The sequence below is a fragment of the Synechococcus sp. MU1611 genome, from assembly GCF_020514255.1.
Lineage (GTDB): Bacteria > Cyanobacteriota > Cyanobacteriia > PCC-6307 > Cyanobiaceae > Parasynechococcus.
In genome coordinates, this window is the sequence record NZ_VTLC01000003.1 from 147,404 (window position 1) to 170,823 (window position 23,420).

Consider the following 23,420-nt stretch of genomic DNA (forward strand, 5'->3'; position numbering starts at 1 on the left):
CGTCTCGGGTCCAGAGATCGTCGTTGTCCCAATCCTAAGGAGCCGCACCAGTGGTCATGAGCAATCCCTGGACCCTGCTGCTGCTGGCGATCAGCGCTGAGGTGATTGGCACCTCCTGCCTGCGGTTGTCGGAAGGCATGACTCGACCGCTGCCCACCCTGCTGGTGTTCAGCGCCTATGCCATCGCCATGGCCCTGCTCTCCAAGGTGGTGCTGAGCATTCCCTTGGGCATCACCTATGCCCTCTGGAGCGGCATCGGCACCGTGGTGATCGTGCTGGTGGGGCGCTTCGCCTACAGCCAGATGCTGCAGCCCACCCAGTTGATCGGCATCGGCCTGATCACCGCCGGGGTGGTCTTGGTGAATTTGGCGAAATGAGCTTCAGGGGGTGAGTCCCAGCAAGGCATCGCTGCGCTCCCGCATCCGCTGCAGCACCTGCGGATCCTGCTGAGGGTCTTCATTGATGCTGGGCAACAGTGCTTGCAGCCGCTGCTGCCAGGCGTCGCCGTCGAGGCGTTGCTTGAAGCAGCGCTTTAGCACCTCCAACATGATCGTTACCGCCGTGCTCGCTCCCGGGGAGGCCCCCAGCAACGCCGCGAGGGAGCCATCGCCGGAGGCGACCACCTCCGTTCCCAGCTGCAGCCGACCGCCCTGCTTGCTGCGTTTGATGATCTGCACCCGCTGGCCGGCCACCGAAAGGGTCCAATCTTCAGCGCGGGCGGTGGGCATGAACTGCTGTAGGGCCTCATGCCGCTCGGCAGGACTCTGGCGCAGCTGATTGATCAGGTATTGCACCAATTCGAAATTGGTGGCGCCCACCTGCAGCATCGGCACCAGATTTGTGGCGCGAACGGAGGCGGGCAGATCCAGCAAGGAACCCTGCTTGAGGAACTTGCTGCTGAAACCGGCAAAGGGGCCAAACAACAGCGACCGCTTGCCATCGATCCAGCGAGTGTCGAGGTGGGGCACCGACATCGGCGGGGCACCCACCGCTGCCTTGCCGTACACCTTGGCGCGTTGCCGGTCGGCCAGCTGCGCATCGCCGCAAACCAGCCAAAGGCCACTCACTGGGAAGCCAGCAAAATCGGCCGCCTCCGGAATCCCAGAACGTTGCATCAGCGGCAGGGCTCCACCACCGGCACCGAGGAAGACAAAGGGAGCACGCACCTCCTTCTTGCCGGAGGGCCCCTTCAGCACCACGCGCCAGTCGGCTTCGGTCATGTCGCTTCGGCGCAAGCGCTTGAGGTCTTGCACCTGAGTGCCATACACAACAGTGAGGGCTCCGCTCTGCTGAAGCGGCATCAGATAGGCCCGGGTGAGGGTGCCGAAATCAACGTCGGTACCCCGATCAATCCGCGTCGCCGCCACCGGCTGCTTGAGATCACGCCCCGCCATCACCAGGGGCATCCATTCGGTGAGCTCGCTTTGCTCCTCGCTCCAGCGCATCCGCGCAAAGGCCGGCAGCTCCTTCAATTGGCTGAAACGCTGACGCAGAAAAGCGATGTTTTCGGGCGTCCACACCGCGCTGATGTGCGCCGCTTGCTGCAGAAAGCTGCCGGTGTCGAGCTCGCCCCGCTCCCGCAGCGACCCCCAGAACTCCAGGCTTCGTTCAAACGACGCATTGATGGCCACCGCTTTAGCGGTGGCGACGGTGCCATCCGCCTGGAGAGGGGTGTAATTGAGTTCGCAGTTGGCGGCATGGCCGGTGCCAGCGTTGTTCACCGCTGCGCTGCTTTCCAGTGCAGGGGCTTCGAGCCGCTCGACAAGAAGAATCTGCAGCTGCGGATCCAGTTCGTGCAGCAAGGCCGCCAGCGTGGCGCTCATGATTCCGGCACCCACCAGCACGGCGTCGTAACGAGCCTCTGGGTTGAACGAACCGTCGTGCTGCACCGGAGCTGGAGGGTTAACCGCTCTCGTCACCCTATGGGGCCACTCCGTAACCTTGGGACCCTGACGTCTGGTTCATCCCAATGAGCACTGAAACCATGGCCCTCACGCTGGAGAACGTGGAGAAGGTGCTGGATGAACTGCGCCCCTTCCTGATGGCCGACGGCGGCAACGTTGAAGTGGTGGAACTGGATGGCCCGATCGTTAAGGTGCGTCTGCAGGGAGCCTGCGGCAGCTGCCCCAGCAGCACGATGACCCTAAAGATGGGCATTGAACGCAAGATGCGCGAATCGATTCCCGAAGTGAGCGAAGTGGTGCAAGTGCTCTGAGAAGCATTTCGGTGAAAGCCGAATAAATTTGAAGAGGTCAAGTCGGCTGAATGGTCACCGAGGAACAACTCGCAGCACTCGATTTGACCCTATGGCTGGGCTCAACAGAGCGAGCAGCGGAAGTTGAGTTCTCGAACCAGAGCACGATTTCTCGGCGCCACCACAAGGTTCTGCGTCAATTCGGAATCGAGCTGAAACGCACCAAGCGTGAGTTGGAGGTATCAGGCGACCTTCAGCTTCTGGATCTGGAACGCCAGGTGCACCAGATGGCTCGCCTCAAACGCCGGCTAGGTCTTCGCCTCCAGGCTCCCTTCTGGCTTCAGAACAGTCCCGGCGTTGTTCCACCCGAGGGCTGGACAATGAACCCGCAGCGAGTGGACCTCAACTGCACAGATCCCGTGACGCTGTTGAGAGAACACGTCCTGGACGCCTGTCTGGCCACGCCGACGCAGATTCCCGACAATCGCGACGATCTCTTCATCCTCAAGCTGCACAACCGCCCGATCGAGCTCACCCTTCTGAACCGGAACAATCAGAGCGAAAGCGAACTCGCGGATTCTTTCCAATGGAGCTTGGAAAGGGGAAATCTGCAGCTGAAGCTGATGCCCTTCCTCCCCGCGAGTTGTCGCGAGCGCTCCCAAGAGTGGTTTGAAGAGTTGCTCACGATCAACCAGCCAGAGCGAAACAAAACAATGACCCTGCGGCCTTCAAGGCATTCGGGACAAAGCTTCCATATGGCTTATCTCACCCCAGAGATGCGAGTAGCTCAACCACTGCCATGGCTGGTGGATCAAAACTTCGAGCCGTACATCTACACCGAACACCTGGTGGTGTTGGCGCAACATGCCAATGAACCGGCCATGCTGGCCTTGATTGAGAGCCTTCAGCAGCAAATCGGCCAATAAACATTGGAGTTCCAGTTCCAAGCAAGGCTTCTGTCTTGTTGCTGGACGTTCATCACGCTCTACGGACAGCTCCGTAGAACGAAATCGCACCCGTACAACGCTGTTTTTTGCCAGCTCAGCGGAATCTCCAGCAGATCCCGCGTGCCAGTCACACCCTGCATGAAAAACAACACGGCCCCCAGCACTGACGCCATGACATGCAAACGGCGGAGGCGGAGGTCTCGCAGGATCTCAGGCCGAGCCGCTAAGGAGAACAGCATCAGTCCTCTAACCGCAACACCAGCCCAGTCATGGGACTGCCAGAACGCCGGCGACAGGGGGTCGTCCGACAGACACCAAACCTCAGGCTGCGCTCCGAGGGTCAAAACACCGATCCAGGAGATCAGATTGAAACTGAGGCGTAGAGCGGCCGCCTTACTTCGCCAAAGGGCAACGAGGCTCGCCCCCATCCCCAGAAGCACGATAAGCAGCTGGGAGGCTCGACCAGCACCGCCGGCCAACGGCCCAGATCACTGTGATTGCGTCCCACGAGGGTGGGTGCTTCACCTGTGCGACACGACGTTGACGCGTCTGCCAAGCCAGACGCACCACCATTCCAATCAAGGGCTACATCAGAACAACCGCCAAGGCGGGATGGAGAATCCAGAGCCAATCGGTTGTCGTCATATGTCGGAGTCCATGCCCTTCAACGGTCAAGCATGGCCAGCAGCCTTGATGCCTCAAGTGGCCGCCCTGCGAATTAAATTAATCGATCAAATTAAAATCAACAAAGCGCAAAGTATCGCACTGCATATTTACAGAAAATAAAAAATGAATGCCTTAGACCACAGGCATGCCTAGCGAGCTGAACCAATGCGGACAGCACCCAAGCCGATCAACGAAGCAGCCAGGCTGAGATCACTCAGTGAATATCGAATTCTGGGAACAAAGCCTGAAAAGGCGTTTGACAACATCACCAGAATGGCCTCAGAGATTTGCCAGTCGCCGATTGCCCTGATCTCTCTGGTGGACGAAAAACGTCAGTGGTTCAAATCAAAGGTGGGACTTGAAGCCAGTGAAACAGACCGGGACATCTCCTTTTGCGCCCATACGATTCTCGATTCCAAACCGCTAGTTGTTGAGGACGCACTGTTTCACGAGAAATTCCGCGACAACCCCCTCGTTCAGGAAGAACCCCACATCCGCCTCTACGCAGGATTCCCCCTCAAAACCGATATCAATCACCGCATCGGAACGCTTTGCGTGATTGATCGCATTCCCAAATCACTCACCAATTCGCAATACAAGGTGATGGAAGGCCTGGCTGATCAGGCCACCACTCTTTTGGAACTCAGGCGCCGCTCACTGGCCCTGATGGATGAGTTCTGCCAGATGCATCACCATCAGGGCTTGATCACCACCTGCAGCTACTGCAAATCCATCCGCGACAGCGAAGGATTCTGGCAACCGATCGAACGGTTCCTGATGCAGCACAGCACACTGAATTTCAGCCATGGCATCTGCCCCGAGTGCATGAACGAGCACTTCCCAGACGTCCCAACGAGCTGACTCGATTCCTTGAACAGGCACGGTTGAACCCATTGAAGATGTGTGATTGAGAGAAGCAACACCACGAACACTTGACATCACCGGAAAATAAACTTGAAGTTCTGGTGATGCGTTATGCGAATTGCAGATTTTCTGTATCGCAAGCTCGGGCTCAATATTTTCAAAGCTGCGCCACACCTGCAAACGCAGACCTCAGATATTTCCGCATCTCCAGTGGTCGAAGCAGAACGCTTGGAACCACCGACCCCAATCAACACATTGCTAACAGATGTGATTCACATCGGCCCTCGGGGTGGTCGATACAAAGTGGACGCCAAAGGTCGCAAGGTGTACCTCAAGGCCAGCTGAAGCTTTCCAGGCCCACAAGATTGCGATGCAAACTGAGTTGAAATACTGATCGATTGCGTTCGGTATCAAACAGAACCATCACGTAACCAACCTGCAAGACAGGGTTGGTTCATGTCGGGAGATTGAGTTGAACGCTGGTCCTGCTTGCCCCATCCGATTTGCCATACCCAAGAACCAAAAAGAATCGCTCGCCGATCAATGCCTGACGGCAGCTGAGATCGAATGGCGACGCTGGTCTGGATGGCAGATGGAACGAACAGCGGAAAAAAAATTCCGAAAAAAGTGGTGCTGAATTCATTGACCCAGCCCTGACACGATCACGCAGCAGGCTCAGCGTCTATCGCCTGGCTACGACCCGATGGTCTTGCCAACGTGGTGGCACCCATCCTTCGGCTCTCGTCAGTGCCGTAACCATGCGCGACCTCTGCCCTGCCCTGCAGAACAAGACGTACTTCAACTAGGACGCACTTCTATTTAGAAAAGCTCAGATCACCTGCAGCGCAGTCGTTTTTGAAGAAGAGACCATGAAGCTTTAGTCATACCTTTAGTCACAGAATTTGGTCGCCAAAGTCAGCCGAGAAAACCCTGGGTCATGACACCCACTAAGCAAGAGATCCTCGCCGCGTCTGCTGGCTGGGTAGCGGTGACCCTGAACGTGTTGCCTGGTCTTGGCGCCGGATACCTCTATCAGCGCCGCTGGAAGGCGTACTGGACGACGTCAGCACTTAGCCACGACCTGGTTCGTTCTAGGGGCGGTTCTGGGGCAAGACGCAGGCGCTGGAGAGGAGCTTCAGAACCAGCTCATCGGGCTCGTTGGCCTATTTGCACTGGCAGCCAGCGCTGCAGCTCAGACGGGTCTGACCGCAAAGAAGGCGCGAGGAGAGACATCAAGGCCCCACTCACCTCGGGCAAAGGGGGGATAGGGGTCATTGGCGGCCACGCTTACCCGTATAGGGAACTAAAAAATTTGCAGTTAACCCTAGGAGCCACTTCGGCGCAACTGCTGTGATTACGGTTGAAAAGCAGCCATCAGACGAAGCATGAGTCCTCTACTCCTGCTGGTTGGCTTTGGACTCGGCGGTTATCTCGCCGTATGGCGCAACAAGCAAGCCTTAAGAGCCAAAGCGAGTCGTAGGCGCTAGCTGTCCTTAGCCAGCTCAATCAGGTTTCGCAGCGCCACCCACTGCGCAATTCATAGATGGTTACCTGAGTGATTCGCAGGCTTCTCCATCGCCATCACCATCGAGGTAATGGTGACCCTGAGCCAAAAGCTCTTGAGCGCGACTCCAAGATCCAATGTCCTTGCAGCGGTATTTGCGAGAGGTGCCTGAGCTTGATGAACTGCTGCGTCTCCCTCGCCGATAGTCCCAAGGCCGTGCGATGCCTGACGGCCCAATGGACCAGACTCCGATGCCCTGACGCTGGGCTTCGTTCTCAAGCTGCAGGTATCTCTGTGAATCGCACTGACGGAGGTACCTCCGATAGGCAAATGCTTGGCCTGCTTCAACCATCAGCTGGTTCACATTCCCTCGACGGTTGAGCAATTCCGCCACGGTTCTTCCGTAGCGGTCTTTGGTTTTCACCCTCAATGTCACCTCTGAGCCAACGGGTGTTAGCTGCTTCAGTAATGCCGTTGACCTTGCACCCCACGGTCGCTGAGATGTCTCCGGTGCATCGATGCATGCGAGGCGAACAGTGATTCGACTGCTTCCTTCAGAGACACGAATCGTATCGCCATCACCTACAGAAACCACCTGTGCAGCGTTGACGCTTGTCGTGAGGCAGATAGGGAGCAGGAGAGCAGAAGCTGCTTTCATCGCATCCTTTCTCCATTCATGTCTTAAAGCTTTCCTATCAGCATTCTCGTCTTTGGACTTTGAGTCCTGAAGCCAGATGCCTAAAATAAGACAATACAAGCTACAAAAGATCTTCAAAGTAAAGAATAGGCTGGCGAGGTCCTTCCAAGATCCACAGCCACACTTAGGTAAATCCAGTGAAACTGCAAAGTCAATACCACGTAGTCGTTCATCTCGGATACTATTCTTGGAGCATTCAACCTTGCATGTGATGTCTGTAAATAGTTTCGCGATTGTTACCTTTCGCTCGACGGGGAAAATAGTCCTACTGCTAATTCTTGGCTTTTCTCCAGCAATATCTCATGCGCACGGGGGCGGATTGGCTGCTGATGGCTGCCACAGAGACAACCAGAGTGGTGGGCGCCATTGTCACGGCGGAGGCACCCTGAACTTCTCAATGCCAAGCATGACCGTCCCATCCCTGACTCCATACGCTCCCACCATGGTCAGCCCAAAACGGGGCACGTGTGCCAGCTATTCGGAAGTAGATGGAGTCAAGAACTGTCTTGACTAGCTCATTGTCAGCGATTACTTATTTTGTCGATTTGTCTAAATGAATAGCTACATGCAAAAATTAGCAGCAAAAGCAAAATGCCTACAGCACATTCCGGACTGCTAAAGTAAAAGAGATTGCTACCATGCGCTTGAAAAAGACAATTGGTCTATCAAACGATTTTTGGCTTGTAGTATTCATATGTTTATTAATTGCCCTGTGGCCAATAACCCTTGCCCTGGGGTGTGCTGCAGCAATAATTTTAGTATTAATAAGCATCTCCAATGGGATCCATTCGGGCAATGCCCGTCTTTGGCAAAAGGAAAATTCTGGGAAGCCCTGCTCATATTCAGGTCAGTTTGGTTTTATTGAAAGAGCAAGCCACGACGGAAATAAAGTCACCTTATCGATAATGCCAATAAGAGCACTTCTGCCAGACTCATCGCCTCCCTTAGCTACTTATACAACTAAATTTATTGAGGGGTCATTCCAGAAGACAATGAATAAACTATTCAAGGATAATTCAATCGAGCTGTTGGATGGCATTTCAGTCAGCCTTGCTGCAATCGAGTCTGCATTGAAGTGTCAAGAGCACATGATCTGGTGCAATAGATCTTTGGGCTCCATCGGGAAAATGTCCAAGAAAGTTAATCAAGCACTGCAGATAGCAGACGGAAATCCCCTTCTTGAGCCATCTATTCCAGCATTAGAGGCCACTAAAAGTAGGATTACAAGCGAATCATCGAGCTTGAAAAAGGCAAAAAAATTTGCACTTGAGACCCTAAGCGACTTGATCGAATATCTCTCAGTTCCGGAAGAGCTGCGAGATCCATCAATGATTGGGAGCCTCAGTGACGCGATTGCTATTCAAAATGATGAACTGAAAAAGTCTTTTAAAGAACTAGTTGAGTTTAATAATGAGTATATAAAGCTTATGCAGTAACTAAATTCTTAAAGGCCAGAAAACAGTTCAACATTGACAGAGGACATAAACGCTGGTTCAAACTCCCGCTCTGACTTGCCTGTCAGTCTTAAGCGGGTGTTGTTGATGATCTTGTTTAGCGCCGAAACGTCATCCCAGACCTGGCCCCTGCGATTACCCTTTGGAACGCCATGCCGCATTGATCGTTAAAACAATTCTGATGCGACCTCAAGTTCCGGCAAATCCCTTAGATCAGGAATAGGGAGGTGTGAATGCTGACCTGGTGACTCACATCATTGCAAGGGGCTGATCAACGGCGATAGATCTCAGCCAAAAGCTGGGCTTGAACCTCAGACAGTTCAGCGGTGCGCTTGGTGTTCGTTGCACAGGCTCCCAAGCAAGCTGTAGGGGGAATTGCCAGCAGGGCAAATAAGGAGACGCCCATGGTGAACGGAGCGGCGAGGATTCCGACACCAAATTCAAAAAGGCAGATAAGACCAACCCAGTTGTCAGCGGAAGATTTGGCTTGGCTGGCTTTTTCGATGGCTTCGTTGATGTTCATGGTGATGCGGTGTTGATCGCTCCAATGATCGATGCCATCCTTGGCGCATGAGAAAGCTCCTCCCCCTACTCCTTCTCCCCGCTCTGGTGTCTTGTGGCGGAGAAGAGAAACACGCTGATCGTCAGGCCAAACTCCTGAAGTACCGAGGTGCTGACGAGGTCTGCACCACAGCTTCCAAGGCTTGCGTCACCTGGACGAAAATGGCCATTGGATGCGAAGAAAACATGCAGCGAAGAGATGAGGGCTATATGGGCAAATTTGATAGGAACTGGTGCTCGGAGATGGAGACATATCGCGAAGCAGTCACTGGCGTCGAACTAAGTAGCGACACAGGGGCCTACTCCTTTTAAACGTCGATCACGTTGGTCGTTGCTGCGATCGTTGCCATCATTGGTGCATGAGAAAGCTCCTTGTTGCTGCATCTCTTTTCGCTTCAACCGCCCTGGCGGCATGCGGAAGTAGCCCATGTATGAACACTGGCTACACGGTCGTCAGCAAGATTCCGCTGCCTGCTGGGACGAGTGGCACCAAATTCATCGTCACCTCCGACACCAGTACCGAGAAACTGGTGCAGCTCTCATCCAGTGCTTGTGGCAGCAGGTGGTGCAAGCTCATGATTTGGGACAACGCAGAAGCCGCGGGCAGAGGATTTCCGCTGTCAGATTCTGCACTCGCTTCCCTAGTTGCTTCCTATGTCCACAACCCAAATACCAACTACGAACAACTGATCGTCAGAGGCAAGGAGGTGCCAATGGGCCAGTGCACCAACCTGCGTCCCTAAACGTCGATCACGTTGGGTGCTCCAGTGGGCGTTGTTATATTTTATGCATGAATAAGATTCCTCCTCTTGAGACCGTTGCTTGCAAAAGGTTTTCTTTTGACAGGAATTTAAGCTCAGAGGGAGGTTTTACCTTAATTGAGCTGATATTTGTTTTCATGATTGTGGCGATATTGTGCGGGCTCGCCATTCCTGGTTACCACGAAATAATTAAGTCAGTAATTATTTCTGATTGCTCCCAGCAGTTATCGGCATACAACAAAGCCGTGATCGGCTACTACAACACTTACAACGAGCTTCCACTTAACATTGGAACGCTTGAAAACCATGGCCTGGTAAGCATATTGGCCTGTCCTAAGGACAGCCCATCTGACTGCTCAAGTCACCCCCCTGTCAAAGCCTCAACAAGGCAAATTGGTGGCGGAGGCAACTTCAACACTTATTGGCCTTCACCTAGTGGTCACTGCGCTATTCAGTATCGTGGAGGTTACGGTAATTATTCGCAGTTTTGGGCAAGCCCGCACCACAATAGCTCTTACAGAAACTGGACTGTTAGTGCTTGTTTTAATGCTCAGACAGGAGCTTCTAAGCTTGTTAAATACAAATATGAGCTCTCTCAGACCTCTAAAGCTTCAAGCACTTTTTGCTGACTAAACATCGATAAAGTCGGGCATTCCATCCTTCAAACGTCCAGGGTCTCCCGGACATAATCCTCCGTGAAAGACCCTCAGTCCTTCTTGACAGGTAAGGCACCCCTTTTCCGTTCCTCCGTGTATTCATCATTCCAAGTCCAAGCCATCCATCCCATCCTTCTTGCCTCTTCGATGCGGTAACGCACAGAGGTCCGTAGACGTGGCATGGGTCCATAGACGTAAGGATTCTGATCAAGACCAAATTCCAACCACCAGCCTTGGTTGACAAGAGGATTCCTTACAAGGTTACAAGCTCCGCAAGGACGCTCCAATGCAGCTTGAGCGGTCTTGGTATCGATTCCAGCTTTGACATGGGTTGTAGCACCACAGACTGAGCACTCCATGACAGTCCTGACTCTGTTGTCTACATGAATTTCTTTAGCGGTTTTCATAGTTAATAAATTGGGTGTTTAGTTCACCTACTCACGAAGGAATAGGCGACTAACACCAAGACGAGCTACCGGAATCGAACCGGTACAGGATGACCACATACTCGTTGAACAACAGAACTATCTACATAGACAAGATCTGTTATCACACGTGACTTATAGATAAACTAGATTCCACCCAATCCAGTAGCTAGTAGCAACCACGATCTACTAGCCAAGACAACCAACAGGTAATGCTCCTATTCTCTGTTCACTTGAAGGTTGATGAGAATAACTGATTAGATAATGACTGTGATGTATGTCGTCTATCTAGTCGGGTTAACGTCATTACATAAAAGATGTTTGTTCACTCCTTCACGAACTCGCTACGCTCGTTCGTTCAGTCGTTCACCTAAACATAAATAAATGGAATGTTGTGTCTTTCTGACACCTCGCTCGCTCCGCTCGCTCGGTGTACCGGTACTAGGTTTGGAGATATTTGATGGTCTTTTGTTTCTCCTATTCTAGTAGGAGGGTCAGAGCATTTTCTTAGTCATACCAATGCTTTTCAAGCAGCACCATTAAATAGCTCATCAAGACTCCTATCCAGCCATTTTTTAAAGGCAAGATCAGGGTCAGCAAGCACTTGCTCTCGACGTTTCATTGCTGGAACAGTCCAGAAATATTTTCGATACGACATTGATGGCGCAGGTGATCTTTGGAATTCTCAAGTAATTGCAGGAGACGAAGTCTCTTGTCATGAAAATCATTCCGATTATAGATTTACATACATGGGATTTTGGATGGATGATGTTCATGCAGCTTGTAAGCCATATCAAAAAGATTGAATGCGCCACCGGGGACATCAACAGGAGCTAATCACGCCACCCAATCAAACGAGCTCCAGCCCCCTTAAGCAACTCTCTGCAGCGACGACGGGCCCAGTTCATCTTTTCTCATTACCTCGGAGGCTCCTGGTGACTGCTCACACCGTCAGCAATAGCGGGGTGTTTCTGTATCTACCCGGATAGGAGACAAGAACAATGCTAAAGATCCCTAAAATGGAGGAGCCAGTAACGGCATAAAGCAAATAAGATGCAAACAACATCGTCTAGAGAATTATCCAATGAAGAACTTAATTGCAGGATTACTAACTGCTCTTGCCATAATCGGCTGCATTGCAAAGCTAGAGGGCGACAAGAACAAGCCAGTCGAGAACGCTTCTAGAGAAGTCGAATCAGTTGTTCCTGCTCCCTCTTTGGATTCAGCAATCAGAATCGAAGAAGACTTGCTTACTGGAAATACTAATTACTATTTAACGCTTAGGTCAGAAACTACTGTCTACAATTCAATTGGAATAGCCGAAACAGCTGGCCTGGTCATTAGATGTGTAAATCGTAATTTTGATACCTTCATAAGCACTCCCACCTACAATGCTGAACACAAAAGAGTGTTTATCCGCTGGAATGAAAGGGCTACCCAAACCACTATCTGGAACAAAGAAGAAGGAGGCACTGGCTTCTTTGCACCAGCACCTAACACCTTTCTAAACAGTGCCAGGAGAGCTGACACTTTAATCTTTGGTTGGCTCCCATATCAAAAGACGAGAACTGCAGCCAAGTGGACGTTCACGGAGCAAAATAAACGTGACATACTGGCAATGCAAAAATACTGTGCTTGAGATATAAAACACATCATTCTTACCGCTGCTAGTTGTCCGTATAGCTAATTATGCACTATCAACTATTTTTTGAATATGTAGCCCGCTTCAAGAAAGAAAGATCATCAACGTCTGTTATCACACGTGACTTATAGATAAACTAGATTCCACCCAATCCAGTAGCTAGTAGCAATCACCAACTACTAGCAAAAGACAACCAGCCGGTAATGCTCCGGCTCTACGTTCACTTGAAGGTTGTTGGGCTTATTTAAAGAAGATCAAAGATCAAGGCACTTATTGAGATGCTTCGTACACATACTATGATGCCTTTCCTCGGCTTTGTGCATTTCAGGGTGCGTATAGCCTGGTGTCAATTCAAGCAGCGCATCTACGACTACGCCAGCCATCTCAGATCTAAAACATTCCCATTCATCAAACGACCTGTCCAATAGCTTCTCTCTCTTTGCCCTTTCATCAACTGGTGGGGGAGTAATAATGAGGTTGTCCTCTTCATCGAAATATTCTCCGTAGCAGTCGTCTGGAATTTCAATCGTGATTTTCATTAGATTCAGATTTGAGATTTGAGGTTAGTTATTGTGAATTTGTTGGCTATTTAAAGGCTCAAGCTATTGGTCTAGATCAGATCACCCATTCACTGATCATCGCCCGTGCATCGACTGGCTTTGACGTAAGGATCTCGTCGATACGTTGTCTAGCACTCAGTGCGATCTGACCACGACACCAGAACCTGATGTGTGGTCGTACATAGTTGCTACGTGGTTCTGGATTCATAAATCAATTGGCAGAGCTAACTTCAATGGTTTTGTTCTTTCTGACAAACTCTTCAAGCAAGGTGATACCCATTTTGATTTCATCAATCAGGTGAGCTTGAGCAGCAGGGGTGTATCCAGAAAGGTAATGTTCGATTTCACCTGACTTAATCAGTTGAAAGAATTTACCAATGAAGCCTTGAGCAGACTCTTTCTGTCTAATCACGGTTGCCTCATCAGCATCTTCCATCACAGCCAATGACTCATGTGCCTCAGCTTGATGCGTTAACCGTTTCTTTTCAACGTTTTCACTGCTTCGTTTCCGAGCTTTCCCATTACGCTCCTCCTTCGGGTTAGATCGTCTCAACTCCTCCAGCTCAGATTGCGTGTAGACCTTGTTGTCATAAAGAAACTCAGTACGTACACGATCAATGGCCATATCATTCATGCGAGAAAGCTCATAGAGTTTTGAGACATTCTTGAAGTACTCATCAAGGAAACGGTTTTGCCTTTCGATTCGTTCAAGTTCAGAGAAGCACTCTTCCCAACCATCGTTAGGGAATGCACGGTCGTGATTCCTTGCATAAAACTCTCCAGCCCCCATCAGCTTGCTTACCTTTGATGGTTTAAAACCAATCTCTTGAAGCTGCTCACGGATGTGTTTCTTGAACTTAGACCTTTCAAAGCGTTCATCCATTGGGATGCTGAACAAGGCAATCACAAGCTGTAGACCTGCAGATGCAGATTCCCTTTCAAGGTTGTTTGTTGTGGCGTATAGCTTCCGAAGCTGAGCCTCTACTCGTTCACCAGCGAGGTCAACGATTGAATGGGCTATGGGTATGTATCGATGATCGACACTTCCGTCTTCGTTCTTTGGTGTGATTAGTTGTTTAAGGTTCATGTGTCAATTGAGGTAATCAATTTTTTCCGCGCGGAAAACTTTTAACCACCTGCTGGTAGCTCATTGTCCTGGCAGATGGTCATATTGAATATCTGTCTAGATATTCATTTAGATTCGGCTTGGGAAGTGTTGCCGTAGGCTCCGCCTACAGCACATCCTCCGAAAACACGAACCAACAAGCCAATCCAGAGTTGGATTGGTTTTCATTTGAGTTCCTGGTAGTGCCGCTGTGTTAGCGCGTCACGTTGACGGGATCAGATAACGGGTCCTACTAAGCAGTGCCTAAAGCTGCTTTATCCCTGGCGTCTGACGGCGCGAATGACGACTTACTCCCGAAGGCATTCAGAGTCACCCATTTCTTTTACGTGGATTCCAAACCACGAGTGTTTGTGTCTTTGCTTTGACTCACAGGGTCAGCAAGCTTCTCCCTATATGCATGTGGGGTTTCCGAGCTGATGATTCCTCCCTGTATACATAAGGGGTTTCCGAAAAGACCGGTCTTTCCTTTATACATATGGGATTACCGGAGCTTGAGCTGTTCTCCCCTATACATGAGGGATTGAGAAAATGGTTTCTCCCTTATACATAAGGGATTACCAGAGCCGCCTAGAAGCTCCCACAAGAAGCACAAGGTGTGCGCGATGGATTGATCATTTAGCGCTCGTCAAGGGCCTTAGAGGAGCTTTACGGCGCGTTTCAGTTCTTTCCAGGGAGTAGCGCCATACGCCATTGAGATTGAATTAGGTGTGTGGCCAAGCAACGCCACGACAACTGCTTCGTTCATGTTGTTTGACCGCAACACTGTTGCAGCACGATCCCTAAATCCTTTGGGCGTGACTCCAACTATTTTTTTACAAGGCTTCGACAGATTGACTCCCCAGCGTTTATTTGACTCCTGATACTGACCTGGCCATAGAAGACCATTCTTCTTTCGCAGCTCGATCACCAAAGACTGCAGTCTTGGATGGATTGGGATAGACCTCTCAGAGGCCTCTGTTTTTAAAGGTCTGGACTCGTTAGGTCGAATGAGTATTTGATCTTCAAGCAAGTCTTCAGCCTGCAACCCAGCAATCTCAGCAAGTCGTGCACCTGTGAAATAAAGGAACTGAAAAATCTCCATCCGTTCACCTGAGCCCTGCCACTGCGAGGGATCGATGATTGTGACTACAGACTTTCTGGATTTAACGACCTTGATCCGTTTGTTCAGTCCTTGAAAGACATGAGTGGAACCAGGTCGCAACTCACACAGAACTGACCAAAGACCAGAAAGGAAAGCGAGACGCGTCTTAACCGTTGAAGCACTGAGGCGTTCCAGCAACCAGGAGCGATAAGCAATGGCCTGTTGGCTTGTTGCAGACGTTGGGTGAGTTACAGCAGCGTGTGCCAAGAAATCGTCTAAGGCACTCTTCCAACTCATTTCGGTCCTCGCAGCAGGTGCCTTCAGTGCCTTGGCCTGCTGGATCAGCTCTTCCTTCGACAGGTGCTCTCGTGGCTGCTCCTCACCCTTCAGGATCGCCCTGTATCTGGATGCCTGCTCACGAGTTAACACCCCTTCCTCAACCTCGACATCACAGCCAGTAAGCAGTAGCTCGACCACCTCTGGATCAGACAGGTCAAACCGAGCAGGGACAGCATCAATCAGCTCGTCACCCGTCAGTGACACCTCATTGCGCGCCTCCGCGATGAGTCGATCGGTCTTGGCAGCGAAGACAGGTGAGAGGCGCTGGGCGACGCGATAAGTAGAACCCGCACCTTCAACCCAAATCGTTTTGCCTATGACTGGCTGAACGTCTTTCGGGACGCCACGCTGCAGCTGGTACCCGTTACGGGCTTTACGCACGTATGTCGGATGCTTCCGAAACGGCACCTTTAGTCACAGCTTTAGTCACACCCTAGTCAGCCAAAAGCCAGATGGACACAAACGAGTTGCGATCACTGTGTCCTGCCCTGCAGAACAAGACCTACTTCAACTACGGCGGCCAGGGGCCGTTGCCCAGCCCATCTCTGGAAGCCATCACGGCGAGCTGGTTACGCATTCAGGAGTTGGGGCCATTCACAGCGGATGTTTGGCCCTTCATCGCCTCGGAGGTCAACAGCACCCGACGCCTTCTGGCCCAGTGCTGCGGCGTCCCTGCCCATCGGTTGGCCCTCACCGAGAACGTCACCAGCGGCTGCGTGCTGCCGCTGTGGGGTCTGCCCTTCGCTGAAGACGACCGACTGCTGATCAGCGACTGCGAACACCCAGGTGTGGTCAGCGCCTGCGTTGAGTTGGCCAGGCGCCAGAACCTCGCCATTGACCTGCTGAAGGTGAAGCATCTGCGTGGTGATCAGGCCCACTGCGATGCAGCCGTGATTGAGGCGATTGCACACGCCCTCACCCCTCGCACCCGGCTGGTGGTGCTGAGCCATTTGCTCTGGAACACGGGACAGGTGATGCCGATTGCCGCCGTCGCCGAACAGCTCAACCAACACCCACAACAACCCTTTCTGTTGGTGGATGCCGCCCAAAGCTTCGGGCAGATTCCCGTCGAAGAAGCTGCTGCCGCAGCCGATATCTATGCCTTCACCGGGCACAAGTGGGCCTGCGGGCCCGAAGGCCTGGGAGGCGTGGCACTTTCAGAACGTGTGGTAGCCGAGGCCGCTCCGACCGTGATCGGCTGGCGCAGCCTGCGCGATGAAAGCAAGGCTGATCTGAACGGCAGCGATCTGTTTCACCACGACAGCCGCCGCTTTGAAGTGGCCACCAGCTGCGTGCCCCTGATGGCTGGCCTGCGCTGCTCCCTTGAACTGCTGGAACGACAGGGGTCAGCCGACCAACGCTGGGACAGCATTCGAAAACTCAGCGGAAACCTCTGGCAGGCACTCCAAGGGCTAAACCACGTCACACCCCTGCTGGAAACGGCGCCCGCCAGCGGACTGGTGAGCTTCCAGATCAACGGCGACGTATCCCCCGCTGAGCATGTGAAGCAGTTGGGGGGCCAAGGGCTTTGGATTCGCGATTTAGCCGACCCCAGTTGCCTACGCGCCTGCACCCACATCAGTACAACAACAGACGACATCAACACCCTGGTGGCAGCGATCAGCGCCCTTTGATCGCTTCACAGCAACCGCTTCAGAGCAACTTCTGGCGCAGGGCTTGTTCCGCTTCCTCGCGGTCGTCAAAGTGCACCTTCTCGGTGCCGAGAATCTGGTAGTCCTCGTGCCCCTTGCCGGCCACCAGCACCAGATCATCGGCCTCAGCCTCTGCAATGGCTGAGGCGATCGCACTGGCCCGATCGCCCTCCACAAGGAGATCGATTCCGTCCGGAATCCCCGCCACCACGTCATCGAGGATCTGCTGAGGATCCTCCGTTCGCGGGTTGTCGGAGGTGACCACCACGCGGTCAGCCAGGCGGGCTGCAATCGCGGCCATTTGGGGACGCTTGCCCCGATCCCGGTCACCACCACAACCGAACACACAGATCAGCCGGCCGGTGCAGAAGGGACGTGCTGCTGAAAGAGCGTTGTCCAAGCCATCCGGGGTATGGGCGTAATCCACCAACACCGGCGGCAGCACTTCATCGTTCACCCCGTCCACGATCACCCGCTCCATCCGTCCAGGCACACCGCCGAAACGGCCGATGGCCTCCAGCAACACCGGCAAGGGCAACCGCTGCTGAAGCAGCACCCCAACCGCCTGAAGCAGGTTCATCAGGTTGAAGCGTCCCAGCAGGGGCGAGCGGAAGCGTCCCTCTCCCACAGGGCTGATCAAGCGTCCCTCCACGCCAGCCCCCGTCATCTGCAGGTCGGTCATGTGCAGTTCAGCCGATGGATCCTCCAGCGAGCTGCGCCAACAAGCGGAGCCCAGGCGTTCGGCCAAGCGCGCACCCCAGGGATCATCGCTATTAACGACAGCGCGCCCACCACCATCGAGCAACAAAGGATCGGCAAAAAGCGTTGCCTTGGCCTCGAAGTAGTCCTCCATCGAGGCGTGGTAGTCGAGGTGGTCCTGCGTGAGGTTGGTGAACACGGCACCGCCAAAGCGGCAGCCCGCCACCCGCTGCTGCGCCAGGGCATGGGAACTCACTTCCATCGCGGCCAGGCCGCAGCCGGCAGATGCGGCCTCCGCGAGTTGCCCCTGCAGACGGTCGGCAAATGCCGTGGTGTGGGTGGCCGTGATGCTGTGACCGGGCCAGCGGTTGACCAAGGTGCCGAACAAGCCCACGGGCTGGCCCGCCGAGGCGGCCAGATGCTCAATCAAATGGGTCGTGGTCGTTTTGCCATTGGTGCCCGTCACACCAATCAAGGCCATCCGGCGGCAAGGATTATCCCAGTACGCAGCGGCAATCTCACCGATCCGGCGCGCCACCGGCTCTTCAATCACCACCACAGGGTCATCAGCTCCAGGAGGGTGCGCTGCAGCAGCCCCAGGTCCGATGACCGCGGCGGCAGCACCTGCCTCGAGTGCTTGGGCCCAGAACGTCCCCCCATCGACTTGCTCCCCTGGAAGCCCAAGAAACAGACTCCCCGGCCCAACCCGGCGTGAATCAGTCGTGATCGCTTCCAGTGTGGGATTGGCCAGGCCTTGCGGCACCGCAATCCCTGCATCACTCAACAGGGCATGCAACGCCTGAGTCATCCCCTCTCCCCGGTTCTTGAGGGAGTTTTAAGCCGTTCAGAGCGCCGTGGACAGGCAGCGTTGCAACCAATTCAACAGTCCCTCACCAGTAAGACGCGGGGAAACCCGGGGCAGCTCACAACCATCGAGCGCGAGCACAGGCACTTCGAGGTCGTAACGCGCCCTTTGTTCCTGGGGAGTTTCTGGCGCATCGATATCAATCACCTTCAACGTGATCGATATCCCCACAAGATCGAGGGCGCGCAAGCGGGATTCCAGGCCTTCACACAGACAGCATCCTGTGCGGCTGAACAGCGTGAGCTCATGCATCAATCGGGCACCGGATCACATCCACAGGGAGTGAAGGGATGGCACCGCAGCAGCCGTTTCACGGTCAGCCAGCCTCCCTTCCAAGGACCATGCTTCTGGATGGCCTCCAGGCCATAGGCACTGCAGGTGGGCGTGAAGCGGCAACGGGGCCCGATCATCGGGGAGATGAAGCGCCGATAGAAGGCGATGCCAGCCAGGAGAACAGCAGCGAGAGCCTGATTGATCGCCCGTCGCAGGTGGTCGGCGAGTCCGCCAGATAGAGTGTTCGATTCGTGCATCGCGGGAGATGCCTGGGACTGTTTCGGTTCCAGCATGCCCAACAACTGCACGATCTCAACAAACACCTTCCCACTTATGTCTCGTTACCGCGGCCCTCGTCTGAGGATCACGCGGCGCTTGGGAGACCTCCCCGGTCTCACCCGGAAGGCCGCAAAACGGTCCTATCCCCCCGGTCAGCACGGCCAAGCCCGTCGCAAGCGCTCTGAATACGCGATCCGTCTCGAAGAGAAGCAGAAGCTTCGCTTCAACTACGGCGTCTCCGAGCGTCAGCTCGTGCGCTACGTGAAGAAAGCGCGCGCCCAGGAGGGTTCCACCGGAACCAACCTGCTCAAGCTGCTCGAGAACCGTCTCGACAATGTTTGTTTCCGCCTCGGCTTTGGTCCCACCGTGCCTGGCGCCCGTCAGCTGGTGAACCACGGTCACGTCACCGTGAACGGTCGTGTGACCGACATCGCCAGCTACCAGTGCAAGCCTGGCGACGTGATCGCCATCCGCGAGCGCAAGTGCAGCAAGAAGCTGGCTGAAGCCAACCTCGAGTTCCCCGGCCTTGCCAACGTGCCAACGCACCTGGAGCTCGACAAAGCCAAGCTGAGTGCCAAGGTCACCGCCCGCTGCGAACGCGAGTGGGTTGCCCTGGAAATCAACGAACTGCTGGTGGTGGAGTACTACTCCAGAAAGGTCTGATCCAGATCCTCAGTTCACAGGCCCACGATGCGCAACCCTGGGTTCAGGGTTGCGTTTTTTTTTGGCTGATCCCCTAGCACTGCAAGCGCTCACCAGCCACGACTGGCTGGGACTGATCCATCCCGTGCTGATGATCCTGTTTGTCTACCCAGTGGTGGGGGCCACGATCCGACTGGGGATCCTGGTGCGGGAAAAGCGATTGAAGATCAACCCGATCGCCGACACCGTGCCGGTTGAGCATGCGCAGCATGGGGCCTGGGTGACCGGCGGAGTGCTGATGGCGGTGCTGATCGGCCTCAGCCACAGCCTTTGGGCCACCCATCCCCTAGGTCTGCTGCTCACTGGAAGCGCTGTGCTGTTCTGCTTTGGGCGCCTGCTCTCGAGCCGAATCGTCTGGCAGCGCCTGCTGTGGGCTGCCGCCAGTGGGGGCGGCCTGCTTCTGCTGGGACTACAACCTGCCGTGGAACGGTTCAGCGATGTTCCCTGGAGCCCCTTGTTTTGGCAGTCCCATTTCTGGATGGGCCTGTTGCTCACTGGCCTATTGCTGAGCTCTACAGCGCTGCAGCCCTTAATTGGTCATTCCGTGACTGCGCGACGCCTTCACATCAGCAGCAATCTGCTGGTGGCCTTGCTGCTGGCCATGCAAGCGATCTCAGGCACAAGGAACCTTCTGCTGAGCGGGTTCTGACGCTTGCATTATTTGGGCGAGTAGCAAGAGGGGCGGAAAGAAAGGACTGCTTGGAAAATATGCAGCGCTACGCCCGCCTTGCCCGCATCTAGCGCTAGCCAACCCGTTACCAGAACCACCGACCCGCAATGAGTACCGCAGCACTTCACGGCAAGGACATGGAGGCGTGGTGGACTGCAACCTCAACGCCCCAAGCGGAGATCGGAGCCTCATTGCTCCGACAGCTCAAAACAACGCAGGGGTGGAGATTGGTAGCCTGATTGCAGCATTTGGTACACCAGAAGTCCTAGATCACTTGTATGTTTGTTACGTTTTTTAACAACACCATGGACAGCAAGTTCGGCTTCTCTTCTTTCGCTGAAACCTGGAACGGTCGCCTCGCAATGATGGGATTCATCATTGGCTTAGGGACTGAGCTGCTCACTGGTCAAGGAATCCTTTCTCAGATCGGAATGGGCTAATGCCCAGAGAGGAAAGCGATGTTTGGGTGCCCGAGACACGTCTCGGGTACGTCAAGCTCTTTTACTTCGGGATGCTCATGGGAGCGATTTGCGTTGGAGGCAACACTGCAATCAGCTCCCTATTGTCAGCCGTAGCCCAGTCTTCTGTGGCTTTTTAGGGCTCAACCTCAGCACTCCAACGAGGGGCAGTGGCTGACCAGACCAGTACTCAACATCCCGTCAGCAATGGCAAGGATGTTGAGTACTGCCCAGGTGGGGGAGCGGATCAATCACTCGGATTGAGCCTCGCGGTCCGACCTAATCGCTTCAGCGTTGTTGCATGCAATCCGCTCTGCCTCTGTTTTGGCATTCTCCAAACAAGCTTTGCGCTCGGGAGACAGACCTTCGCCACTGCAAGCAGCCATCAGCGAAGCAAGCAATAGGACAATCCAGGAAATCTTCATCGCAATAATGCAGAGATATTCATGTGATAGCAATCCAATGCTGAGCGCCCAGTCCACGCTCTTAGGGCATCAATAAAGCAGGATGCAGCGACAGCAAGGTGAGACCTAGAGAAGCGGTGCAAGCTCTGGTCACCGACCCAAGCCAGCTGAAGCATGGGACTAACGCGTACCGGGATCAACAACTCTTGAAGCGGCAAGGTCCAAACCGTCCGCTAAGAGGACCCCACGGCGATGCAAGGACCGGAGGGCACGGCGTTGGAATTCACGCTCAGTGGTCCACTGCTCTCCTGCTTTGGTGATCAACAACACCTGCATGTGCACGCCGAGGGCAGAGGTGCGCTTCACCCCCCGCAGCACCGGCTCACTGATCAACCGACTGCCCCAGACTGGGTCGTGACGGAAGGCGTCAATCTCAGCGTCGAGAACGCGGTACACCACTTCCAGATCAGGCTGTCGATGTGAAATCAACAACGTCACCAAGCTGCCGGATCGCAGCTTGGTGTGATTGCGCATCTGCAGGATGGATGCGTTGTTGAGGATGTTGACCCGCTGATCCAGGCAGCGGATCTGGGTGCCAAACAGGCCAACATCGATCACTTCCCCATCTATGCCATCCACCTCCACCCAATCGCCGATGGCACAGCGGTCCTCCAGCAGCATCAATAGGCCAGCCGAAAAATCACGCAAAACGCCCTGAAACACGAACGCCAGTGCACCCAGCAGTGCACCTCCAGCGAGTAACAGCGATGCCGACGTGGAGCGAACACCGGGAATATCCAGCACGATCCAAAGGCTCACCAACAACACCCCCATCACATCAATCAGGCGATGGATGACCCGCACCAAACTCCGATAGCGCTGCTGACGGCGGGCCTGCTCCTGCGGCGGCACATCCACATCGGCCATCCACTGCCGCAGCAGAAACATGCTGAGGCTGCGCAGCAGGAATGTGGCCAAGGTGAGGACCAGGAGCTTGGCGACCGCCAAGGAGGGCTGAAGCATCAAATCAATCCCCAAAGGAACCTGACCGGGGATCGCACTGACGCCCAACGCCAGCATCAACACCAATTCGGTGATGATCAGCATCAGGAAAGCGATTGTGAGCGCCTGCTCGGCATGCAGGCGAATCTCCACCCGCTTTAACCGCTGCCGCTTCTCCAAGAGTTCCCGCTGCAGGCGCGTAATCCTTTGCCGCATCCGGTTCCAAAGGATTGTGGTGGCCACCACCAGCAGTCCCAACAGCAGCTCCAGCACCAATGCCATGCGGAAGCGTCGGATCAACTGAGCCGGCGCATACACCCTTCGGGCATGGTTCAACCGTTGCTCCAAACGCGCGCGCCAGGCCTGAGCCAGTGCCAGCTCCTTGGCACCATTGATCTCGGCATCAGCGGTGGTGACCGTCAGCAACGGGAACGGCTGATCCCGACCTGGCAGCAGCGCAGCCAGTTCATAGGGTCCTCGACCTTCGCGCAGCACCACCAGCTTCAGAGGATCACCCGAGCGGACCAAGCCATAACGCTGACCGGCACTGCAGATCTGATCTTCAACCTGAAGGAGAGAATCCAGCATCCATTCGCTGACGCGCTCACTGAAACTGCACAGCTGATTGGGGTCATACAGGGCCCGAAGGTTGCCTTGAATCACCCGAGCTCGTGTGGATGCCGCGATGGTGGTGCGATCACCGAGAGGAACCGGGCTGGCGACACTGATCGCCGGCACTCCAAGAATGCGAACTTTGGCGAGCTCAAACTTGCCTTCCAAGGTTTGGTTGAGCTGCTCCTCGACCGAACCCTGGCCTTCCAGCTGCGGCATCAAATCCATCAAGGAGGCTCGACTGGCCACAGGGCCGATCAGCAGTGCCAGCACCAAAGCCAATCCGACAGTGATCAGCCGCCGGAACCAACGCACCACGGGCAACAA

General features: G+C 54.2%; 26 protein-coding genes and 2 pseudogenes. 16 read left to right on the forward strand and 12 right to left on the reverse strand.

Going from position 1 to position 23,420, the window contains the following annotated elements; genetic code table 11:
• The first annotated feature begins 56 nt into the window (after positions 1–56).
• On the forward strand, positions 57–377 hold the full coding sequence (locus FZZ92_RS07505) for a multidrug efflux SMR transporter (RefSeq protein ID WP_226422927.1): 321 nt from the start codon (positions 57–59) through the stop codon (positions 375–377).
• A gap of 3 nt (positions 378–380) precedes the next feature.
• Here the strand turns inward: FZZ92_RS07505 and FZZ92_RS07510 are convergent, their stop codons facing one another.
• Positions 381–1,889 carry a malate:quinone oxidoreductase gene (locus FZZ92_RS07510; protein WP_226423011.1) on the reverse strand — a complete coding sequence of 503 codons (1,509 nt, stop codon included), beginning with the start codon at positions 1,887–1,889 and terminating at the stop codon, positions 381–383.
• Between the two features lie 80 nt (positions 1,890–1,969).
• On the opposite strand from FZZ92_RS07510, the gene FZZ92_RS07515 reads away from it, so the two are divergent.
• A complete protein-coding gene (locus tag FZZ92_RS07515) occupies positions 1,970–2,215 on the forward strand; it encodes a NifU family protein (protein ID WP_011128549.1) in 246 nt (81 codons plus the stop codon).
• A 50-nt stretch (positions 2,216–2,265) separates the two neighbouring features.
• A complete protein-coding gene (locus FZZ92_RS07520) occupies positions 2,266–3,120 on the forward strand; it encodes a hypothetical protein (protein ID WP_226422928.1) in 855 nt (284 codons plus the stop codon).
• 59 nt (positions 3,121–3,179) lie between these two features.
• On the opposite strand, the pseudogene FZZ92_RS07525 reads toward FZZ92_RS07520, so the two are convergent.
• Positions 3,180–3,786, reverse strand: a pseudogene (locus FZZ92_RS07525) (DUF4079 domain-containing protein).
• Here FZZ92_RS07525 and FZZ92_RS07530 point away from each other — a divergent pair.
• The 4 genes and pseudogenes from FZZ92_RS07530 (at position 3,682) to FZZ92_RS07545 (ending at position 5,939) form a co-directional block, all read left to right on the forward strand.
• Positions 3,682–3,927: a hypothetical protein gene (locus FZZ92_RS07530; RefSeq protein ID WP_226397927.1), complete on the forward strand. Its 246-nt coding sequence runs from the start codon at positions 3,682–3,684 to the stop codon at positions 3,925–3,927. The pseudogene FZZ92_RS07525 and the gene FZZ92_RS07530 sit on opposite strands and share 105 nt — an antisense overlap.
• Positions 3,928–3,972: 45 nt before the next feature.
• Positions 3,973–4,668, forward strand: coding sequence for a GAF domain-containing protein (locus FZZ92_RS07535; protein ID WP_115095181.1), 696 nt, complete (start codon positions 3,973–3,975; stop codon positions 4,666–4,668).
• Positions 4,669–4,782: 114 nt separating this feature from the next.
• Complete coding sequence (locus tag FZZ92_RS07540) at positions 4,783–5,016, forward strand: hypothetical protein (protein WP_226422929.1); 234 nt, start codon at positions 4,783–4,785, stop codon at positions 5,014–5,016.
• Between the two features lie 592 nt (positions 5,017–5,608).
• Positions 5,609–5,939, forward strand: a pseudogene (locus tag FZZ92_RS07545) (hypothetical protein).
• Positions 5,940–6,218: 279 nt separating this feature from the next.
• Here the strand turns inward: FZZ92_RS07545 and FZZ92_RS07550 are convergent.
• Positions 6,219–6,833: a thermonuclease family protein gene (locus FZZ92_RS07550; protein ID WP_226422930.1), complete on the reverse strand. Its 615-nt coding sequence runs from the start codon at positions 6,831–6,833 to the stop codon at positions 6,219–6,221.
• Positions 6,834–7,510: 677 nt separating this feature from the next.
• Here FZZ92_RS07550 and FZZ92_RS07555 point away from each other — a divergent pair.
• Positions 7,511–8,308 (forward strand): hypothetical protein, encoded by a 798-nt coding sequence (locus tag FZZ92_RS07555; RefSeq protein ID WP_226422931.1) that lies wholly within the window; start codon positions 7,511–7,513, stop codon positions 8,306–8,308.
• A 289-nt stretch (positions 8,309–8,597) separates the two neighbouring features.
• Here FZZ92_RS07555 and FZZ92_RS07560 read toward each other — a convergent pair whose 3' ends face one another.
• Positions 8,598–8,849, reverse strand: a complete 252-nt coding sequence (locus tag FZZ92_RS07560; RefSeq protein ID WP_226422932.1) for a hypothetical protein — start codon at positions 8,847–8,849, stop codon at positions 8,598–8,600.
• Positions 8,850–8,896: 47 nt separating this feature from the next.
• Here FZZ92_RS07560 and FZZ92_RS07565 point away from each other — a divergent pair, with 47 nt between their 5' ends.
• From FZZ92_RS07565 to FZZ92_RS07580, 4 genes are all read left to right on the forward strand, one after another.
• On the forward strand, positions 8,897–9,199 hold the full coding sequence (locus tag FZZ92_RS07565) for a hypothetical protein (protein ID WP_226422933.1): 303 nt from the start codon (positions 8,897–8,899) through the stop codon (positions 9,197–9,199).
• A 119-nt stretch (positions 9,200–9,318) separates the two neighbouring features.
• Complete coding sequence (locus tag FZZ92_RS07570; protein WP_226422934.1) at positions 9,319–9,630, forward strand: hypothetical protein; 312 nt, start codon at positions 9,319–9,321, stop codon at positions 9,628–9,630.
• A 47-nt stretch (positions 9,631–9,677) separates the two neighbouring features.
• Positions 9,678–10,277: a type II secretion system protein gene (locus FZZ92_RS07575; protein WP_226422935.1), complete on the forward strand. Its 600-nt coding sequence runs from the start codon at positions 9,678–9,680 to the stop codon at positions 10,275–10,277.
• A 1,536-nt stretch (positions 10,278–11,813) separates the two neighbouring features.
• The gene (locus tag FZZ92_RS07580; RefSeq protein WP_226422936.1) at positions 11,814–12,368 is read left to right on the forward strand and encodes a hypothetical protein; all 555 of its coding nucleotides are present in this window, start codon (positions 11,814–11,816) and stop codon (positions 12,366–12,368) included.
• Positions 12,369–12,625: 257 nt separating this feature from the next.
• Here the strand turns inward: FZZ92_RS07580 and FZZ92_RS07585 are convergent, their stop codons facing one another.
• The 3 genes from FZZ92_RS07585 to FZZ92_RS07595 form a co-directional block, all read right to left on the reverse strand.
• Positions 12,626–12,910, reverse strand: coding sequence for a hypothetical protein (locus FZZ92_RS07585; RefSeq protein WP_226422937.1), 285 nt, complete (start codon positions 12,908–12,910; stop codon positions 12,626–12,628).
• Positions 12,911–13,142: 232 nt separating this feature from the next.
• Positions 13,143–14,018 (reverse strand): hypothetical protein, encoded by an 876-nt coding sequence (locus FZZ92_RS07590; RefSeq protein ID WP_226422938.1) that lies wholly within the window; start codon positions 14,016–14,018, stop codon positions 13,143–13,145.
• 673 nt (positions 14,019–14,691) lie between these two features.
• Positions 14,692–15,858: a hypothetical protein gene (locus FZZ92_RS07595; RefSeq protein WP_226422939.1), complete on the reverse strand. Its 1,167-nt coding sequence runs from the start codon at positions 15,856–15,858 to the stop codon at positions 14,692–14,694.
• A gap of 71 nt (positions 15,859–15,929) precedes the next feature.
• On the opposite strand from FZZ92_RS07595, the gene FZZ92_RS07600 reads away from it, so the two are divergent.
• Positions 15,930–17,111, forward strand: a complete 1,182-nt coding sequence (locus tag FZZ92_RS07600) for an aminotransferase class V-fold PLP-dependent enzyme (RefSeq protein ID WP_226422940.1) — start codon at positions 15,930–15,932, stop codon at positions 17,109–17,111.
• A gap of 19 nt (positions 17,112–17,130) precedes the next feature.
• Here FZZ92_RS07600 and FZZ92_RS07605 read toward each other — a convergent pair whose 3' ends face one another.
• The 3 genes from FZZ92_RS07605 to yidD are packed head-to-tail and all read right to left on the reverse strand — an operon-like array spanning position 17,131 to position 19,223.
• Entirely contained in the window at positions 17,131–18,636 is a 1,506-nt protein-coding gene (locus tag FZZ92_RS07605; protein WP_226422941.1) for a UDP-N-acetylmuramoyl-L-alanyl-D-glutamate--2,6-diaminopimelate ligase, read from the reverse strand.
• Positions 18,637–18,672: 36 nt separating this feature from the next.
• Positions 18,673–18,945 (reverse strand): glutaredoxin family protein, encoded by a 273-nt coding sequence (locus FZZ92_RS07610; RefSeq protein WP_115023854.1) that lies wholly within the window; start codon positions 18,943–18,945, stop codon positions 18,673–18,675.
• Positions 18,945–19,223: a membrane protein insertion efficiency factor YidD gene (yidD, locus tag FZZ92_RS07615; protein ID WP_226423012.1), complete on the reverse strand. Its 279-nt coding sequence runs from the start codon at positions 19,221–19,223 to the stop codon at positions 18,945–18,947. Before yidD ends, FZZ92_RS07610 begins: the two co-directional genes overlap by 1 nt.
• 76 nt (positions 19,224–19,299) lie before the next feature.
• Between yidD and rpsD the strand changes: the two genes are divergently transcribed.
• The 3 genes from rpsD to FZZ92_RS07630 all read left to right on the forward strand — a co-directional run bounded on the left by rpsD (position 19,300) and on the right by FZZ92_RS07630 (position 21,057).
• Entirely contained in the window at positions 19,300–19,908 is a 609-nt protein-coding gene (rpsD, locus tag FZZ92_RS07620) for a 30S ribosomal protein S4 (protein ID WP_115023856.1), read from the forward strand.
• A 61-nt stretch (positions 19,909–19,969) separates the two neighbouring features.
• Positions 19,970–20,596, forward strand: coding sequence for a DUF4079 domain-containing protein (locus tag FZZ92_RS07625; RefSeq protein WP_226398828.1), 627 nt, complete (start codon positions 19,970–19,972; stop codon positions 20,594–20,596).
• Positions 20,597–20,922: 326 nt separating this feature from the next.
• Entirely contained in the window at positions 20,923–21,057 is a 135-nt protein-coding gene (locus tag FZZ92_RS07630; protein WP_114987765.1) for a high light inducible protein, read from the forward strand.
• A 269-nt stretch (positions 21,058–21,326) separates the two neighbouring features.
• On the opposite strand, the gene FZZ92_RS07635 is transcribed toward FZZ92_RS07630, so the two are convergent.
• A complete protein-coding gene (locus tag FZZ92_RS07635) occupies positions 21,327–21,557 on the reverse strand; it encodes a hypothetical protein (RefSeq protein WP_226398827.1) in 231 nt (76 codons plus the stop codon).
• Positions 21,558–21,659: 102 nt separating this feature from the next.
• Positions 21,660–23,411 (reverse strand): mechanosensitive ion channel domain-containing protein, encoded by a 1,752-nt coding sequence (locus FZZ92_RS07640; RefSeq protein ID WP_226422942.1) that lies wholly within the window; start codon positions 23,409–23,411, stop codon positions 21,660–21,662.
• Between the last annotated feature and the right edge of the window lie 9 nt (positions 23,412–23,420).